This window comes from Rhodococcus sp. AQ5-07 (assembly GCF_009707305.1).
Taxonomy (GTDB): domain Bacteria; phylum Actinomycetota; class Actinomycetes; order Mycobacteriales; family Mycobacteriaceae; genus Rhodococcus_F; species Rhodococcus_F erythropolis.
This window is the reverse complement of the sequence record NZ_CP046099.1, coordinates 3,401,483-3,416,339: the sequence shown is the minus strand read 5'-3', so window position 1 is coordinate 3,416,339 and position 14,857 is coordinate 3,401,483. Positions and strand designations below refer to the sequence as shown.

Sequence of the window (14,857 nt, the reverse complement as noted above, 5' to 3'; positions counted from 1 at the left end):
CCCCCGATCTCCCGGGAGCCGTCCACCAGCGTAGCTAGTTTCGCGCGCGCTCCCACATCTGCAGGTAAGCCTCGGCGCCACGGCTCATGTCCTCGATGATCGTGTCGCCGTCGGCGCCCGCAGCAATACGCATGTCCGCGATCCAGTCGGGAATCATCCCGTACTGGGCAACGCCGTCGGTGTTCACGTCGAAAACCCTGGTGCCGGCGTGCTGCTGGTCCATGACGGTGCCGTCGAAGGCGGTGTACGGATATTGGAGCGGATTTTCGGCGGCGTCACCGCGCGGTGCGGCCTGCGGCCCGAAGCCGTTGGTGTCTGCGCCGTAGCCGAAACCGAAGTAGTAGTTCTCGCTTCGCATTGTCCGTGCGTCGCGCCACTGGTCGATGAACCCACGCTCCTCGGGCTTGTCGTCCGATGCGTCCAGTTGCCCGGCGTACAGGGCGACAAATCCGCCGAGCGCGTAGATCCGCTTGTAGAGGCTCGGGTCGCTCCAGCTGTGACTGGAAACAACACCGGAATAGTTCGCTGCTTCGAGAATGTCGAGGGCTTCTTCGGCGGTCTTGACGCTCATGTGATCGATGTCCACGATCATCCCTCGGTCCATCAAACCTCGGATCGTGTATGCGCCGAGGTCGGTCAGGCCGTGCGAATTGCATTGCGGACCAGAGGGGTACACCGGAAGCGTCACTCCGGGTGGGAGTACCGCGAGAAGATTCTGTGCGCCGTCGACCTTGGTGGGCAGCACATTGTCCTCGGCAACGCCGGTGCATGGTTCCGATTGCCAGAACTCCCCGGTGCCCAGGTAGTTGCCGATATTGACGGCCACTCCGGTGACGCCGCCGTCGAAACGGGCACCGCCGAGGGCGTTGTCGAACTTGTGCGTGACGATCATCTGCCGAACACCGAGGTCGTACAACTCGTCCAGGCCGCGGTCGATGTCGTCCTCGGTGCACTGCGGAATACCGTTGCGCACAGAGCAACCGAAGGGTTCGGACACCTCCACCCCGAGGGTGACGGCCAGCTTTCCGTCGGCGGCCACCTGCCTGGCCTGTTCAGGGGAGCTCACGATGCGGAACCAACCCCGGCCGGGACCGCCGTACTGGGCGTCGATGTAGTCCTGGAGTTCGCGTGTCTGCTGCGCCTGGATCCGGACGGTCTCCATCTCGTCACAGGGATTTCGCTTACTCGGATACAGCTCGCACAGCACACGGTTGGCGACAAAGAGATTGGTGAAGATTCGCAGACCACCACGCCAGGCACGCTCGACCCACTTGTAGTACGTCTGCTCGTGTGTCAGTGAATCGTGCGCCGGCCAGTCGGCGAAACTCGGCCAGCCGGTGGTGTCGTGAGTTTCGAAGGGATTGCCGTACGACAGAACGTTTTCGAGGAGCGCAGGTATCCCGTCGGGTTGATGGTCCGGGCAGTCGACGAGCGCTGCGGTGACGCCCTGAGGGTCGAAAGGTCGGCCGCAGTGCAGGTTTCCGCCCATGAACTCGGAAGCGTTCATGTGCACGTGTGTGTCGATGAATCCGGTGACTTCACCGTTCGGTCCGATTTCTCCTGGAACGCCGTTTGCGCCCACCTCCGCTTCGGGGAAGTCGGCGCAGCCACCGCGCGGGATCAGCGTGAACGCAGATTCGGGAACGTCACCGGGATCGGACATCGTGAGCGTCAAGTCGCGCGAGATCAGTTGACGGCCGTTCGAGGTCGCGGTCAGAACGAACGATTCACCGGTGGACATCACTGTCCAGTCGGTGGAGGGAGTTGCTTCGGAAGTGGCGAGTACCGAGTCCGCGCCGTCGTGCGAGAGCATCGACCCGTCCGGGCCGTACAGCATGAAACGACCCAACTGGGCCGCATGTAGTCGGAACGGTTCGGCGTCTGCGGCTTTCGTTACGTCGGTGAGGTACGCCGACCCGTCACGACGGACGAAATCACCAGACTCGGTGCGCAGCGCGAAGCAACCGTTCGCAAGTGCGTACACCGAGTTCTGCGCGGTAGGAGCAGGACTCGGTGCCGCGGCGCTGACGCCGGTCGTGGCGACGACGACGGCGGCAGTCAGCAGCGAGATGGTTCCGGCGAGCCGACCCCGTAGACGTGGAACTGAGCGCATGGTGCTGGTGACCCCCGGCCGATGGACACGACTGTGACAGGGGACACTCTACAGATAACTGGACGTATGTCCATTTGATTCTGCAACGTGTTGCAGAAATGCTCAGCCGATTGCAGGTCCGAGCAGGTCATCGGCGTCGGTGATCCGGTAGGCGTAGCCCTGTTCGGCGAGGAATCGCTGACGATGTGCCGCATATTCCGCATCGAGAGTGTCGCGGGAAACCACCGAATAGAAGTGGGCCTGACCGCCGTCGTGCTTGGGGCGCAACAGTCGCCCGAGTCGCTGAGCTTCTTCCTGCCTCGATCCGAAGGTTCCCGAAACCTGCACGGCGACAGACGCCTCCGGAAGGTCGATCGAGAAGTTCGCGACCTTACTCACCACCAGCGTCTGGATCTCACCGTTGCGGAACTGATCGAACAGGATCTCACGTTCCTTGTTCTTGGTGGATCCCTTGATCACCGGGGCGTTCAGGGCTTCGCCGAGTTCGTCGAGCTGATCGAGATACGCACCGATCACCAAGGTCGGTGAATCCGGGTGCTTCGCCAGAATCGACTTCACGACAGCAATTTTGGTGTGCGCCGTCGAGCACAGTTTGTAGCGCTCCTCCGGTTCGGCGACGGCATAGGACATGCGCTCGGCGTCCGTCATCGTCACTCGCACCTCGACGCAGTCTGCCGGCGCGATCCAGCCCTGCGCTTCGATGTCCTTCCACGGAGCGTCGTAGCGCTTGGGGCCGATGAGCGAGAAGACGTCGCCTTCGCGGCCGTCCTCACGAACCAGCGTTGCGGTCAGGCCGAGACGGCGGCGCGACTGCAGGTCTGCCGTCATCCGGAAGACGGGTGCGGGCAGCAAGTGGACCTCGTCGTAGATCACCAGTCCCCAGTCGCGGGAGTCGAAAAGTTCGAGGTGCTTGTACTCGCCCTTCGTACGACGCGTGATCACCTGGTAAGTGGCGATCGTGACCGGCCGAATCTCCTTGCGCTCGCCGGAGTACTCGCCGATTTCTTCCTCGGTCAACGACGTGCGGGCGATGAGCTCACGCTTCCACTGACGACCGGCGACGGTATTGGTGACGAGGATGAGTGTGGTGGCTTTGGCCTTTGCCATGGCTGCTGCGCCCACCATCGTCTTGCCGGCGCCACACGGCAGCACGACGACGCCCGAGCCGCCGGCCCAGAACGAATCCGCTGCCATCTGCTGGTAGTCGCGCAGTTCCCAGTGGCCTTCTTCGAAAGCGAGATCGATCGGGTGCGCTTCGCCGTCCACATAGCCGGCGAGGTCCTCGGCCGGCCAGCCCACCTTGAGCAGCATCTGCTTGAGGCGGCCGCGTTCGCTCGGGTGGACGATCACGGTGTCGTCGTCGACCTTCTCACCGAGCATCGGTGAGATCTTCTTGTGTCGCATCACCTCGGTGAGGACTGCCCGGTCGAGGCTGACCAGGATGAGGCCGTGCACCGGGCTCTTGACCAGCTGCAAGCGTCCGTACCTGGCCATCGTGTCGACGATGTCGACCAGCAGCGGTTGCGGAACTGCGAATCGTGAGAACGAAACCAGAGCGTCGACAACCTGCTCGGCGTCGTGTCCGGCGGCGCGGGCATTCCACAAGGCCAGGGGAGTGATGCGATACGTGTGGACGTGCTCGGGGGCGCGTTCGAGTTCGGCGAAGGGGGCGATTGCCTGCCTGGCATCGCCGGCGCGCTCGTGGTCGACCTCCAACAGCAGCGTCTTGTCGGATTGGACGATCAACGGTCCGTCGGTCACGGAAGCCTCCTAGTGAAACAAACGCGGCAGCCACAGAGCGTTGCACCGCGTTGTCGGCTGACGCCAACCCTGCCATTGTCCTGGTATCGGCGCGCATACGCCAACAGACGACGCTCGCACAGCCAGGAGTAGAGGTGCCCGAGTTCGGGCACCCCTACGTCAACAGAGCAGGACCAACCGCTATTCCGGACGACCTGCAGCGGGCAGGACGAGGATCTTCACGTGCTCGTCGGGTGCGCGAAGAGCCGCAAAAGCGTCCGAAACTCCGTCGAGCCCGACACGGCCGGTAATGATCGCTTCGGCGTCGATCTCGCCGGCGGCCAACCGAGCAAGGGTGATGTCGTACGCGTTCTCGTAGGGGCCATGACCGAAGTTGATCGAGATCCTTCGGAACTGCCCGATGACGGGAACGATGGTCTCGTCGCCGAACGGCGCAGCCAGGACCTGAATCCGCGAGTTGAACGGCAGGGTGCGCATCAGTTCGCCGATGACCCCCGCCCGGCCGCTGCATTCGTAGGCGATCAGGATGCCGTTCGCGGCCTGGCCCACGAGCGGGTTGCCTTCGGCGACCATCTGATTCCACAGTTCGATCGGATCCTGTGTGAAGGGGTCGACGACGATGTCCGCGCCCATCTTCTTGGCGAGCTCGCGGCGTTTGGGGGAGGGTTCGGACGCGATGACGATCTGTGCCCCTCTCACTTTCGCCGCGACGATGGCACCCAGTCCGATCGTGCCGCAACCGACGACGAGCGCTGAATCGGCCGAGGTGAGGCCGGACTGTTGGAGATGCATCTCGCCGACGTGTAGAGGTTCGGCCAGTGTGGCGTGCTCGAGTGACAGATGGTCGGGAACCTTGCGCACCCAGAAGGCGTCGACAACGATGTGATCGCCGAACGCGCCGTGGTATTCGTTCGAGTAACCGATGATCGTCGGGATTCCGGTAGCCGTGTCGGTGGCCAAGCCGATGCCGGACACCCGATCGCCGATCATGAAATCGTCTACTGCAGAACCGGTCTCGGAGACGATACCCGCGTACTCGTGGCCCAGCACCACGGGTGCGTCTGGATCGAAGGTGGCGAGCGGGTAGCCACCGTTGTGTGCGACCTCGACGAATCGGCACGGGTCCTTCGACATGCTCAGGTCGCTGCCGCAGATTCCGCAGGCGACGACGTCGATGCGGATCTGATGGGGTGCCAACGGCGGCGCGTCGGCCATCTCGGCGACGGCGAATTCTCCCTGTTGGAATCGGACAGCCCTCATGCGCGCAAGGCTCCCGTCTCGGCCGGTTGGCCGTAGTAGTCGGTATGGGCTTTGGTGATCGCTCCGACCAGCCCGCCGATCAGGTATTCGCAGTTGTCCTCGGCGAACTGCATGCTCGCCTGACGTCCGACATTCCGCTTCCGGAAGTGCGGGACCACCTCGGAGGCGAACAATTCGTAGCTGCGTTTGGTGTCCTCCCAGCTCGCCATGTCCACGTGAAGGATCAGGAACGTGCCGAACCCTCCTGTCTTCTCGATCAGACGCTCGATCTGAGCAATCGCATCTTCGGGCGTACCGATGATCGCCTGACCGAACTCGCCGAGCGTGTCGTTGCGCCACTGGTCGATGATTCCGGCAGGTGTATCTGCCCAGGCAGGGTTCTGGCCGGTCTGTCGATTCACGTAGGAGGCCATCGATCCGATCCGTCGGCTCACGGCGCGCTCGGCTTCGGCTCGGGTCTCGGCGATGAACATCGGATTGACCACACGCCACGTCGCCCGGTCGGCGTGGTGGCCGTGCTCGGCCGAGACCTTCTCGTACACATCCCAGTTGCGATCCAGTGCGTCGAATCCGCTGGGTGAACTCGCCGCGAGTGAGAGCAGGGAGAGCCCGTTCTTGCCGGCAAGCACCGAACCGTTGGGGGAAATCGTCGACGCTGTCACGGTCTCGATGCCGTCCGCACGGTAGGTGGGCAGCTGTGCGCGTGCGTCACGCAACGTGAACCAGTCGGTTTCCATGTTGACGACCTCGCCGCGAAGCAACGCGAGAATGGCCTCGAGCGCTTCGCCCTGGCGGCGACGCTGGTCCGACGGGTTGATACCCATCATGTGTGCATCGAGGGGGATCTTGCCCGGGCCGGTGCCGAAGATGAGCCGTCCGCGGGTCTGCAGATCGAGCTGAGTGATGCGGTCGGCCGTGATCAGCGGGTGGTGATAGGGCAGGGACGTCACGCCTGTGCCGAACTGGATGCGCTCGGTTCGCTCTGCGGCGGCCGCGATGAACATGTCCGGGGCCGGCACGATCTCGGCGCCGGTCGAATGATGCTCACCCATCCACGCTTCTTCGAATCCGAGGTGGTCCAGGTGTGTCATGAGGTCGATGTCGCGTCTGAGTTGCAGGGCGGGATCGGCGTCGAGCGGATGGTACGGGGCGAGGAAGGCTCCGAAGCGGATGGACGATGCGGACCACACGATGACATCTCCTGTCGACAGGGGAGTGATTTGGATCACTCGCTCTGATGCAGATGTCTAACATGGATCAACTGATCCAATAAGTTGAGCCTCCCGCACAGTGGGAGGTTTGTAATCACTTGTAGCTCAATGCTATCTGGCGCAGTCATGTCGTCTAAGGTTGTTTCAAGTCGATCAACTGAACCAGGCATTTTGAGAAGGAGCGTTGAAGAGGTCATGCGACTGGACGTCACAATCACCCCCACCTCCTCGACCGTCGAACTGAACGGGGTCGACGACTTCACCAGTCTCTCGGTCGTCGTAGGCGGCGACGATCAATCCGCGACTCTGAGTCGGGCATTGGAACCGTGGGGGGAACTCGAGGACGATCATGTCTGGCTCGACATTGCTCACCTGGAACAAGCCGTCGCGGCCCAGGTCGGAAACGCGCAGTGGAAGCAGAAGTTCTCCGCGATGGTGGACTACGCGCGCGCCCACGGCTGGGTCGATCGCGACAACAGGGTGCGAGCACACCGTGAATCACTCTGACTCCGCGGTCAGCGCTTCGGAGAAGTTCGGCGAGCCCGTGCGAAGCTCGTTCGTATGACCGACTCCCGGCAGAACCGTCAAGGCGACGTGACACGTCTGCGTTTGCTCAAAACTGCTGAACGGCTTTTCGCGACAGAGGGATTGGATGCAGTTTCGCTGCGCGCGGTCAACGCGGCGGCCGGTCTCGGACCGTCGTCCGTCCACTACCATTTCGGCACCAAGGAGGATCTGGTCGCCGCGGTGCTGTTGGACATGGGAACGTCGGTGCGAGATCAGATCAGCGCGAACGTGGACGACCTAGCCGCCGACAAGGAGTCGCCGACGGTCGAAGCGTTGGTGCGGGCCGTCACGGCGCCATACAAGACACTGCTTCTTCGCCATCGCACGCGGGGAATGCGATGGATCAGAATCGTCACGCAGATTTCGCAGCCGCAGATGTCACGACCGGGCCATCCAGCCCTCGAGGCGACCGAGATGCACCTTCGTGATCATCTTCTCGACCAGGTCCGTCGTACCTTTCCTGCTACCGATCCCGAAAGGCTCGAGACTCGCTGGGCGGTTGCCTTGATGGGCTTCCTCCAGGCGTTGAGCCGAGCGGACGATTGGAGCGGAAGCAGCAAGCCGCTCGCGCCGGAGCGACTTGCCGACTTCTACGAGGACCAGGTCGTCTTTCTGGTGGGTGGAGTGCGACAGTTATTGGGATTAGCGCCTAACTGATGCGCCTCCTATTTCTGCGCGACCACTGACTTCCGCATTTCCATTACATGAGTAATAGCTTCGGAAATTCCGGATCTATAACCGATATTCTTTTCGGAATCACCCGGAGTGGAATCAAGCTCCGATTCGAGTCTCGTCTGAATACGGTCCAGGGTGTGGATTGTTCTTTTCACGATGGTTGATTCTCTTTCTGCGGTAAATCCGAAAGAAGTATTCCGGATTGCCGAGCGTGTTCGTCGAGGACACACAGTGATGCCAGGGTCATGCCCGCTGCGTAGCCGCGCGAGCGTGCATCAGTTCCTCGACTACGTGACTTGAACAGGTTGAATGTTTCGTGCAGGTGCACGAGGGTGTCGGTGGAGGCAGGCATTGGTCAGCTTCGCAGTCAGCTCGTCTTCCTCTGGACTGTGCTGTCAGCTCCGCTTCCGCTTACGAATGAACTCGGAAGACTCCGTAGTTTTCGCCCGCTTTTCTGCGCGGCGTTCCTTGATCGACTGAGCGGGTTTCTTCATGTTCTTTCCCGGCGCCTTGTCAGCCATTGTCGCTCCTCATTTTTCGAAGTGGCAATCACAAACTGACCTCGACCATACTTCATTTACAGAAAAAAGCCAGTTGCTTCTTTTCTGCTACTTTTTTCCGGAGTCGACGGGGCTGACGGAAGTAATGCGGTGCAACGTGAAACGGCGTACGGCACCACTTGCCGGGTCGAAGGCGTCCAGCTGTCCGCCGCCCACGCTGACGGGGTCGACGATGCGATGAGTCGCTACCCCCTGAGCGTCGACATAGCCGATGTTGACGCTCGAATTGTCCCGGGCCGCTGTGGCCAGTAACGCGATGGTGGCGGCATTGTTCTCCCTCGAACCGTCCGTCCGGACACCACCACGGCCCGGGGCGGAAGCGCGGTCACCTGCTCGCATCGTGCGTACCAACGACGCCAATTGATCCGCCGACGGGCTTGCGGGCATTCGCGACGCCGGTCGGCTGCGACGGTTCGGTACACGCGCCCCGCGTGGGCGGAGATCGACCAACGTGCCCGAGGAGTCCTCACCTGCCGGCGCGAATCCGGCTGCGCGCAGCTCGGCCAGGACCTCGCGCAGTGGGGCCTGCGAAATCGCGACTGTGGGAGCCAAGGCGCGCAATGCCAGGGGCTCCGCCACCGCCGAAGCGAGGACCTCCGCCAGCAGTGACGCGTCCTCACATCGAATGAACGACGCCGCCACTCCGGCACGCAGTCGCCCGTGTCGACGGGCGACATCGTCGATCAGATACGAAAGTGATTGGGGAACAGGCGTCTTCGATTTCGAGGCGAACATCGCATGCAGTTCGGTGGCCGTCAGACCGGCGTCGAGCGCACGACGCACGCTGTCCTCGCTGATGCGGTACATGGACGCCGATCCTGCCGACTCGATGTCCGCGACCAGGCTCACCTGCTCGAGCAGGTCCGGTACGAGCGGGCCGGGCGCAACCAGAGTCAGATCTGCCTGGACCAGGATGTAGTCGATGGGCTCGGGTAGGGCGGACTGCATTTCGGCTTCGGCGTCCCCGCCGTGCAGCAAAGCTCGTCCAGGTGACGACAACGCGCCGCGGGCCACCAGCCCGAGCGCGGCGGCCTCGTCCAGAGTCCGCTCGATTGCGAACGTCCGTAGGCGCCCGCTCCATCGCGGGCGTCGCCACGCCAGTAGTCGACTTACCTCGACGGCCGATGCAGTCTGGCCACTGTCGAGTTCGGAGAGCAGCCCCAGAATGGCCTGGCGATCGCGCGGAGCCGCCGGGGCCCGGCCTTCCTCGGACAGCGCCGCGATGGGCTTGTCGGTGGAATCCCTCAGCCCGATCATCCACGGAACTCGCGGTACGTCGACCCAGGCGGACGCCAGCACCTCCCACCGACGCGCTGTGGACGCGTTGAGCCAGCCGTCGACGGCGAGTGTGGGCGTCCAGTATTCGTCCGCGTTGTCCGAGACCGGCGCCGGATCGGGCGTTTCACTGGCGATGAGTCCGGCTGCCGAGAGCAATTCGACGAGCAGGCTCACTCGCGCTTCGTCGAGATCGGCCGTCTTGGCCACTCGTCGTAGTTCTCGAACACCGAGTCCACCGGCTCGCAGTGCTGGGGCCGGTGCTGCGCCCAGAACAGCGATCACGCTCTCGCATTGGCGTACCAACTCGAGTGCCTCGCCGGCCGCTGCGGCGTTCACGTCCGCGGGTTTGAGTTTGTCGCCCCCGATGACGGGTGCGGTCAGCGTCGTCGGATCGAAAACCGGCTCGCCGCGGATGACCTGACGAACCGTCGCCGGAAGCTCGACGGTCTGCTCGTCGAGCCACCGCAGCAGGCCGGCCGCCAGCAGTCGCTGAACCGGGCGCTCAGGCGGTGTTCCGGGGGCGGCGTCGCGGGTGCGACCGATCGGGCTGGAGTTGGCGAGAGTCTCGAGGAGATCCCGCTCACGGGTGTCCAGAGCGTCGAGGGCTGCCGAGATCTCGGTCTCGGTCATCGCCTCGGCAGGTTCGAGGGCTCGCCCCACACGCCACGGAATCATCCCGATGACTGCCGGGACGACGCTGATGGGATCGACACCCCAGACGAGGGCGGACTCACGCATCTTCGACAGTGACTTGTCGACGGCCTTCTTGGTGACCTTGCCCTTGCCGGTCAGGGCGCGTTCGGCGATTGCACTGTTGAGCTCCGCCCGCGTCATCGGAGTTTCCTCGGCGCCAGCCAGTGCCAACAATTCGAGAAGACCGAAATCCAGGGTGTCGAGTTCGTCCGCCGCTCGGCTGACCGACGCGCGTTGCTGCGCCCGACCACTGAGAACCACCATCGTGCTCGGCGGCGGTACGGCCAGATCGGGGCGCAGACGCAGCAACTCCGTCAACTCGGCGTCACTGCGCGCCGAGAGCCAATCGGTCAGACTTTCGGCTGCGGAACTGCCCGCCGGGGTGCCACGTGTTTCGGTCATCAGGTATCAGATTAGAGACCTGGTCTGTACGGCGTAACGGCGTCCTGTCAAAATGACTTCGTGGCCAACAATTCGAAGCAACACTATGTAGATCCAGGATGGCCGGAAACTGCAGACGGAGATCACGCAGTGACCGAATTGTCATCGACCCGCGCAGGTGGACTTTCACCCTTCGGCGAGGACACCACCTTTCCGGTTCCGGTGGAGTCACTTCCTTACGTACACCCGCACACCGTCATCAACCGATAACAACTCGACACGAAGAAGGCCCGCACCGATTCGGTGCGGGCCTTCTTGATGTTCGAGCGTCCGAGCGGACAGTCTTACCGGTGTTACTTGAGGAACGTCTTCGCGGTGTCGGCGACTGCGAGGATCTGCGGGTCGACCGGGATGCCGTTGGCCTTGGCGAACGCGATTGCCTGATCGATGGCGTCAGCGACCGGGTGTGCAACGGTCTGAGCGACCTGCTGTGCCGGAGCCGGAGCTGCCTGAGGAGCCGTGGTGGCCGGAGCGGAACGCTCGGTGGCGCCGCTGCTCAGTCCGAGGCTGGAGGAGCAGGACGGCCATGCGCCCCAACCCTGGTTTGCGAGAACACGCTCGGCAACAACGATCTGCTGCTCGCGAGAGGCCTGGTTTGCGGTGGCTGCGTACTGTCCGCCGCCGTGTGCGTTCCACGTGCTGGGGGAGAACTGCAGTCCGCCCTGGTAACCGTTGCCGGTGTTGATGGCCCAGTTTCCGCCGGCCTCACACTGGGCGAGACGATCCCAGTCGGAGTCGGGGGCAGCGCTTGCGGTTCCGGTGGCTGCAATTCCTGCTACGCCCATGATGGCGCCGGTGACGGCGACCTTGGCGACAGTGCGACCGGTGGTGGTGGGCTTGCGATGGCGTCCGCTCATGATGGTCGAAATCCTCTCCACACGCGCCTGCGAGGTCAGCTGTCGGGTTCGGGCTGAGAGGTCGCCCGGCCTCGCCTTTCCTGGCTGGAAAGGGTCTGGCTTCACCCCAAGATTCGGTCTTGCGATCGAACCGGTGTCCACTGGAGAACTTTTCTGTTCTCACAGAGGACTTTGGGTCCCCCGTCCTCGTCCCTGGAATGCTCTGTCGGAAGTCCGGTACCCGCGGGACAAGGCTTGGCGCGGCGGGCCGGAGGTGGCCGAGTTTCCCGGCCGAAAACGACGGTAACGGCTCGAGTCTCTCGTGTCACCATTTGATAACGCGGCGTGGCGAAGGACGTACAACGCGTCACACAAAGCGCAAGAGACTCTTCCCAGGTAGGTGGGGGTGCCTGAGTGAATGTCCGGTTGTGTCCGTTCCGTTATCCATCCGTAATGTGAGCAAGGTCACACGTTATGTGGAAATGGAATTCCGGCCGAGTGAGAGGTGCGCCGATCCAGGTCGAAGATGTGTCCTGTGTCTCAACATCGAGATTGAAACTTAGGTTAGGTTTGCCTGACTTGCCACGAATGGGCAGGGTTCGCAGAGTCTTCCAAAGAAGTAGGGCACCCCTCATGAAACTGCAATACCGTCGGCGTGCGGTCACCGCGTCACTCGCCGTCGCCGCTGCTGCTGTCGGCCTGGCCGTCACTGCTCCCGCTGCACACGCCTCACCCGAGGATCCGACACACGGTGTTGTCGGAAGCTATTCCGCAACCCAGCCCGGCGACATCGTCGTCGACTCGGCAACCCACCGCGGATACATCACGCAGTACGGCGGACCGACCAGCTCGTTGTCCGTCGTCGACACGAACACCGGCAAGTCCGTCGGCACCATCGACGGTGTCGTCGGTTACCCGTCGGCACTTGCCGTGGACTCGGACCTCGGACGCGCATACGTGTCCTCCTCCTACGGCGGCGCGATCTCGATTGTCGACACGAAGACCGGAAAGGTCGAAAAGACGGTCACGCTGAGCGAGAAGAACCCCGACGGCTCGCGGCCGCAGATCAACGATGTCGTCGTCGACCCCACAACACACCGCGCGTACTTCTCGGACTACAAGTCCGGCAACATCCGAGTCGTCGACCCCAACGCCGCCGACGCCGTGTCGAGCATTCTGGTCGACAAGTCAGCAACGCCGACCAAGCTCGCCTTCGACAGTGTCCGCGGCTTCCTCTACATCGCGGACACCAACTTCTTCGACGAGAATTACGGCCGCACGCTGTGGCAGGCGGACGTACGCAAGGGCGGAGCACTCAAGTCGATCGTGCGTGCCGACAACCTCTACCCGGTCGACGTCGATGTCGACACGAACACCGGCAACATCTACATGACCGACACCCGGGCAACCAACCTGTGGGCGATCACCCCGGCCGGCGCGGTTCTGTCGAAGACCACGCTGTCTCCGACCGCGATTCCCAACGGCGTGGTCGTCGACGCTGCTGCAGGCATTGCATATGTCGCGGACGTCATGAACGGACACCTGTGGTCGGTCGATCTGACGACCCGCGCCACCACCGCTCTGACCGATACCAAGGTTCCGGCACTGGAGAAGGTCAAAAACCTCGCGCTCGACACCTCGACCGGCGCCATCGCGTCGACGACCAACGGGGGCAAGGTGACCGTCGTTGCTGCGTACCCGCTACCCGCGACCGTCGAACTGCCTGCCGCTCAGGTCGGTAAGGCGTATTCGCAGAAGCTCACTGCCGCTGATACCCGGGCAGCCTTTGCACTCACCAACGGTGCTCTGCCCGGCGGACTGTCCCTCGCACAGGACGGCACCATCTCGGGAACCCCCACGGCCGTCGGCAGCGTCACCGTCGAGATAACTGCGAAGAGCGTGCTTTCGCGCGCTTCGAGTGTGACCATCGTGGTCTCCGAGGGTCCGGTCGGCCCCGTTGATCCGGGCAACCCGGGAACGGGTACCGGTTCGCTCGGTAACCTCCCCGGACTCGGTAGCCTCGGCCGCTGATCCGACCTGATACGAGAGAACCCGACCACAGCACCTGCAGTGGTCGGGTTCTTCTGTCTCCGGGCCCGCTTACGCGTAATTGACGCGGTCCACGGCTATGCGTAATTGACGCGGTCCACGGCTATGCGTAATTGACGCGGTCCACGGCTATGCATAATTGACGCGGTCCACGTCGACGATCTCCTTGCCGAGCGGCATCAGCGAGATCGGAATCATCTTCAGGTTCGCGACCGCGAGCGGAATTCCGATGATCGTGATCGCCATCGCGACGGCGGTGACGATGTGTCCGATCGCCAACCAGATACCGGCGATGATCACCCAGATGACATTGCCGATCATCGAACCGACGCCAGCGGTCGGCTTGTCGACGACGGTCTTACCGAACGGCCACAGTGCGTAGATGCCGATGCGGAATGCCGCGATTCCGAAGGGAATCGTGATGATGAGGATGCAGCAGATGATGCCTGCGGCGAAGTAGCCCAACGCCAGCCAGAAGCCGCCGAACACCAGCCAGATCACGTTCAGGAGGATTCTCATGGTCAGTGACCTTTCGGTTGGAGGCGGGAGTGATCAGCGCACGCGTCGACCGGATCTGAGCGTGTAGACGATGGCCAGAAGGAAGCCGATCGGGCACGCGAGTGCCACCAGGTACAACGCCAGGCCGGGCGGGGTGTCGCTGAAGATGTGGACTGCGAAGATGGCCACGATCGCCAGGAATCCGACGATGAACAGTGCCATCGCCGTACGGAACAGACCGTTTCCGGTGCCGGAAGTGCGCGGGTTCGGTTGAGGGTCCACACCTAAGAGGATAGTGCCTGTAAACCTGGGTGCCGACCCGGGTTCGTCACAGGTAGACTGTTAACAGACTGCGCGCCCCGCTGAAGCAAGTGTGGGGCGCGTTCTTTTGCATTCTTCCACCGGAAGCGATGCGAGCAAGGCCATGAGGCTCTTCCGAGAGCCTCCCGAGCACATTGGGGCAGATGCCCCAGTCGAGTGATGAGCAGGTGAACGCGGTGCCGACCGGCAAGGTGAAGTGGTACGACGTCGAAAAGGGTTTCGGCTTTCTGTCGCAGGAAGAGGGCGAGGACGTCTACGTCCGTGCTTCCGCTCTCCCCGAGGGCGTCGAAGGCTTGAAGGCCGGCCAGCGCGTCGAGTTCGGCATGGCTGCGGGCCGCCGCGGTCCGCAGGCGCTGAGCCTGAAGGTGCTGGAGCCGGCGCCGTCGTTGCGGGGCGCTACGGCGACGCGTCGTGAGCCCGTCGAGCGTAAGCACACCCCTGACCAGCTGCACGGCATGGTCGAGGACATGATCACGTTGCTCGAGGCGAAGGTCCAGCCGGATCTGCGCAACGGCAAGTACCCGGACCGCAAGACCGCTCAGCGGATCTCCGAGGTCGTCCGAGCCGTCGCTCGCGAGCTCGATACCTGATCGC

At 63.0% G+C, this 14,857-nt stretch carries 14 protein-coding genes and 1 riboswitch; of the genes, 5 read left to right on the top strand and 9 right to left on the bottom strand.

Annotated elements, in window-relative coordinates; genetic code table 11:
* Nucleotides 1–34: 34 nt before the first annotated feature.
* From GJB56_RS15705 to GJB56_RS15690, 4 genes are all read right to left on the bottom strand, one after another.
* Nucleotides 35–2,113 carry a peptidase gene (locus GJB56_RS15705; RefSeq protein ID WP_113683296.1) on the bottom strand — a complete coding sequence of 693 codons (2,079 nt, stop codon included), beginning with the start codon at nt 2,111–2,113 and terminating at the stop codon, nt 35–37.
* A gap of 102 nt (nt 2,114–2,215) precedes the next feature.
* Nucleotides 2,216–3,874 carry a DNA repair helicase XPB gene (locus GJB56_RS15700; RefSeq protein ID WP_019744947.1) on the bottom strand — a complete coding sequence of 553 codons (1,659 nt, stop codon included), beginning with the start codon at nt 3,872–3,874 and terminating at the stop codon, nt 2,216–2,218.
* A 180-nt stretch (nt 3,875–4,054) separates the two neighbouring features.
* A complete protein-coding gene (locus GJB56_RS15695) occupies nt 4,055–5,134 on the bottom strand; it encodes an alcohol dehydrogenase catalytic domain-containing protein (protein WP_113683295.1) in 1,080 nt (359 codons plus the stop codon).
* Complete coding sequence (locus GJB56_RS15690; protein ID WP_113683348.1) at nt 5,131–6,324, bottom strand: LLM class flavin-dependent oxidoreductase; 1,194 nt, start codon at nt 6,322–6,324, stop codon at nt 5,131–5,133. The genes GJB56_RS15695 and GJB56_RS15690 overlap by 4 nt, the downstream gene beginning before the upstream one ends.
* Nucleotides 6,325–6,540: 216 nt before the next feature.
* On the opposite strand from GJB56_RS15690, the gene GJB56_RS15685 reads away from it, so the two are divergent.
* Both GJB56_RS15685 and GJB56_RS15680 read left to right on the top strand, forming a co-directional pair.
* Complete coding sequence (locus GJB56_RS15685) at nt 6,541–6,852, top strand: hypothetical protein (RefSeq protein WP_060938151.1); 312 nt, start codon at nt 6,541–6,543, stop codon at nt 6,850–6,852.
* Nucleotides 6,853–6,906: 54 nt separating this feature from the next.
* A complete protein-coding gene (locus tag GJB56_RS15680) occupies nt 6,907–7,569 on the top strand; it encodes a TetR/AcrR family transcriptional regulator (RefSeq protein WP_113683294.1) in 663 nt (220 codons plus the stop codon).
* 413 nt (nt 7,570–7,982) lie between these two features.
* Here the strand turns inward: GJB56_RS15680 and GJB56_RS31925 are convergent, their stop codons facing one another.
* Both GJB56_RS31925 and GJB56_RS15670 read right to left on the bottom strand, forming a co-directional pair.
* Nucleotides 7,983–8,108 carry a hypothetical protein gene (locus GJB56_RS31925; protein ID WP_019744941.1) on the bottom strand — a complete coding sequence of 42 codons (126 nt, stop codon included), beginning with the start codon at nt 8,106–8,108 and terminating at the stop codon, nt 7,983–7,985.
* Nucleotides 8,109–8,195: 87 nt separating this feature from the next.
* Entirely contained in the window at nt 8,196–10,520 is a 2,325-nt protein-coding gene (locus GJB56_RS15670; RefSeq protein ID WP_113683293.1) for a helicase-associated domain-containing protein, read from the bottom strand.
* Between the two features lie 60 nt (nt 10,521–10,580).
* Between GJB56_RS15670 and GJB56_RS15665 the strand changes: the two genes are divergently transcribed.
* The gene (locus GJB56_RS15665) at nt 10,581–10,769 is read left to right on the top strand and encodes a hypothetical protein (protein WP_019744939.1); all 189 of its coding nucleotides are present in this window, start codon (nt 10,581–10,583) and stop codon (nt 10,767–10,769) included.
* Nucleotides 10,770–10,852: 83 nt separating this feature from the next.
* On the opposite strand, the gene GJB56_RS15660 is transcribed toward GJB56_RS15665, so the two are convergent.
* Nucleotides 10,853–11,416 carry a transglycosylase family protein gene (locus GJB56_RS15660; RefSeq protein ID WP_113683292.1) on the bottom strand — a complete coding sequence of 188 codons (564 nt, stop codon included), beginning with the start codon at nt 11,414–11,416 and terminating at the stop codon, nt 10,853–10,855.
* Between the two features lie 8 nt (nt 11,417–11,424).
* Nucleotides 11,425–11,634, bottom strand: a riboswitch (cyclic di-AMP (ydaO/yuaA leader).
* A 394-nt stretch (nt 11,635–12,028) separates the two neighbouring features.
* Here GJB56_RS15660 and GJB56_RS15655 point away from each other — a divergent pair.
* On the top strand, nt 12,029–13,426 hold the full coding sequence (locus tag GJB56_RS15655) for a YncE family protein (protein WP_113683291.1): 1,398 nt from the start codon (nt 12,029–12,031) through the stop codon (nt 13,424–13,426).
* Nucleotides 13,427–13,573: 147 nt separating this feature from the next.
* Here GJB56_RS15655 and GJB56_RS15650 read toward each other — a convergent pair whose 3' ends face one another.
* Complete coding sequence (locus GJB56_RS15650) at nt 13,574–13,963, bottom strand: YccF domain-containing protein (protein WP_003939919.1); 390 nt, start codon at nt 13,961–13,963, stop codon at nt 13,574–13,576.
* Nucleotides 13,964–13,996: 33 nt separating this feature from the next.
* Nucleotides 13,997–14,224: a hypothetical protein gene (locus tag GJB56_RS15645; RefSeq protein WP_003940194.1), complete on the bottom strand. Its 228-nt coding sequence runs from the start codon at nt 14,222–14,224 to the stop codon at nt 13,997–13,999.
* 215 nt (nt 14,225–14,439) lie between these two features.
* Between GJB56_RS15645 and GJB56_RS15640 the strand changes: the two genes are divergently transcribed.
* Nucleotides 14,440–14,853 carry a cold-shock protein gene (locus GJB56_RS15640; RefSeq protein WP_007733502.1) on the top strand — a complete coding sequence of 138 codons (414 nt, stop codon included), beginning with the start codon at nt 14,440–14,442 and terminating at the stop codon, nt 14,851–14,853.
* The last annotated feature ends 4 nt before the right edge of the window (nt 14,854–14,857 follow it).

Coding starts and splice junctions, on each gene's coding strand:
- GJB56_RS15705 (WP_113683296.1), bottom strand. CDS start 2,113: ATGCGCTCAGTTCCACGTCTACGGGGTCGGCTCGCCGGAACCATCTCG.
- GJB56_RS15695 (WP_113683295.1), bottom strand. CDS start 5,134: ATGAGGGCTGTCCGATTCCAACAGGGAGAATTCGCCGTCGCCGAGATG.
- GJB56_RS15685 (WP_060938151.1), top strand. CDS start 6,541: ATGCGACTGGACGTCACAATCACCCCCACCTCCTCGACCGTCGAACTG.
- GJB56_RS15680 (WP_113683294.1), top strand. CDS start 6,907: ATGACCGACTCCCGGCAGAACCGTCAAGGCGACGTGACACGTCTGCGT.
- GJB56_RS31925 (WP_019744941.1), bottom strand. CDS start 8,108: ATGGCTGACAAGGCGCCGGGAAAGAACATGAAGAAACCCGCTCAGTCG.
- GJB56_RS15670 (WP_113683293.1), bottom strand. CDS start 10,520: ATGACCGAAACACGTGGCACCCCGGCGGGCAGTTCCGCAGCCGAAAGT.
- GJB56_RS15660 (WP_113683292.1), bottom strand. CDS start 11,416: ATGAGCGGACGCCATCGCAAGCCCACCACCACCGGTCGCACTGTCGCC.
- GJB56_RS15655 (WP_113683291.1), top strand. CDS start 12,029: ATGAAACTGCAATACCGTCGGCGTGCGGTCACCGCGTCACTCGCCGTC.
- GJB56_RS15650 (WP_003939919.1), bottom strand. CDS start 13,963: ATGAGAATCCTCCTGAACGTGATCTGGCTGGTGTTCGGCGGCTTCTGG.